Here is a 1,695-nt window from a genome sequence, read left to right on the forward strand (position 1 = left end):
TGCATTACTTTTGATAAGACATTCCATGTCGCGTCTGTTAACATTAATCTTGGCATGAGGGTTCGGTGTAACGTTTTTTAGCGAATTCAATTATACCTTATTCTCATGCTGTTTGTTTTTTATACCGCAAAGATCAACACGCCCTAATTATGATCAAATAAATAGCGCTCTGGACTTATTTAGCGCCGTATCGTTATTGACATTGTTAGCAACTCTCCATACATTAACCGCATGAACATATTTATCTCTCGCACTTTTTTTTCGTTTTTTAGCTTCTTTATATAGAAGAGGCTTCCCTGTTTGTGAGATAAAATCAATCGAATAGTAAAGCCTCCCAACCGGGAGGCTTTTTTGTTTTTGCTGTGTAATAACAGCTTACTTTTGGAATGAGGATACCAAAATGACAAATGATGTATTAAATGCCCTAAGACACGACATAAATGAAATAGATTCAGACTTACTGGTATTATTAGCTAAACGCCGTCGCATTAGCCACGGTGTTGTTGAATACAAAATTGCCAATAACAAGCCTATACGTGATGAAGCACGTGAACTCGCTCTTTTAGAAAAACTAATTGGTTATGGTAAATCGCTTGGTTTAGATGCTTATTACGTAAACAATGTTTTTCAAACTATTTTGGAAGACTCTGTTTTACACCAACAAGCAATGCTACAAAAAAACCTGAATCCAGATGCCCTTAGTGAAACACACCGTGTAACTTACTTAGGTGGTCAGGGTTCTTATAGCCAACTAGCATGCCATAAATATTTTAGCCGCCGCCCGGGTAAATTAGTTGAAATTGGCTGTACATCGTTTGACGAAATAACAGGTAAAGTAGAAAACGGACAAGCTGATTTTGGTTTATTACCCATTGAAAACACAAGCTCTGGCAGTATTAACGAGGTGTTTGACTTATTACAGCACGCGCAAGTATCTATTGTTGGAGAAGTAACTCACAGTGTAGAGCATTGCTTACTCGCCAACCCTGATACTGAACTTAGTCAACTAACAAAAATATTTGCACACCCACAACCATTTGCGCAGTGCAGCCGTTTTTTACAGGGCTTAGGTGATTTACAACACGAAACATGTGACTCAACATCAAGCGCGTTACAATCAGCATTAAGCACACCAAATAGTGCAGCAATTGGCTCTGCACAAGCAGGAAAAAACGTAGGGCTTGAGGTTATTAAATCAAACCTAGCTAATCAAAGCGAAAACCATAGCCGCTTTATTGTTGTTGCACGTAAGCCTCTACAAGTGTCTAACCAAATTCCAACTAAAACTAGTTTGATCATGTCGACAAAACAGCAAGCGGGTTCACTAGCTGATGCGTTAATGATTTTTAAACAGCATAAAATTAATTTAGTAAAACTAGAGTCTCGCCCAACTCCGGGTAATCCGTGGGAAGAAGTGTTTTATGTAGATCTTCAAGCAAACTTAGCTGATAAACAGGTAAAAGAAGCATTAGAAGAACTTAAAGAACACACTCAATATGTACGCATTTTAGGGTGCTACCAAAGCGAATCATTACAGGCTGTAAGCGTTAATACTTAATAAAATTTTATAAATCAAAAAGGGCCGATATCGGCCCTTTTTTAGTTAGTTAGCAACTATTCATAGGTTAGACATTAAGAGAGAATTGGATTCAGGCCGCATTTTAATCGTCCTTTTTCTTTATCTCTTTTTGGGTT

The 1,695-nt window shown here is 37.7% G+C and carries 1 protein-coding gene and 1 other annotated feature; the gene reads left to right on the forward strand.

Features of this window, described 5'->3' with window-relative positions; translation table 11 throughout:
- Positions 1 to 238: 238 nt before the first annotated feature.
- Positions 239 to 356, forward strand: a sequence feature (Phe leader region).
- A gap of 44 nt (positions 357 to 400) precedes the next feature.
- On the forward strand, positions 401 to 1,558 hold the full coding sequence (locus I6F53_RS20025; protein WP_197240922.1) for a chorismate mutase: 1,158 nt from the start codon (positions 401 to 403) through the stop codon (positions 1,556 to 1,558).
- Positions 1,559 to 1,695: the final 137 nt, after the last annotated feature.

Source organism: Pseudoalteromonas sp. SWN29 (assembly GCF_015864465.1).
Classification (GTDB): domain Bacteria; phylum Pseudomonadota; class Gammaproteobacteria; order Enterobacterales; family Alteromonadaceae; genus Pseudoalteromonas.

Excerpts from the sequence above, each read along its gene's own strand:
- I6F53_RS20025 (WP_197240922.1), top strand. The coding sequence starts at position 401 with ATGACAAATGATGTATTAAATGCCCTAAGACACGACATAAATGAAATA.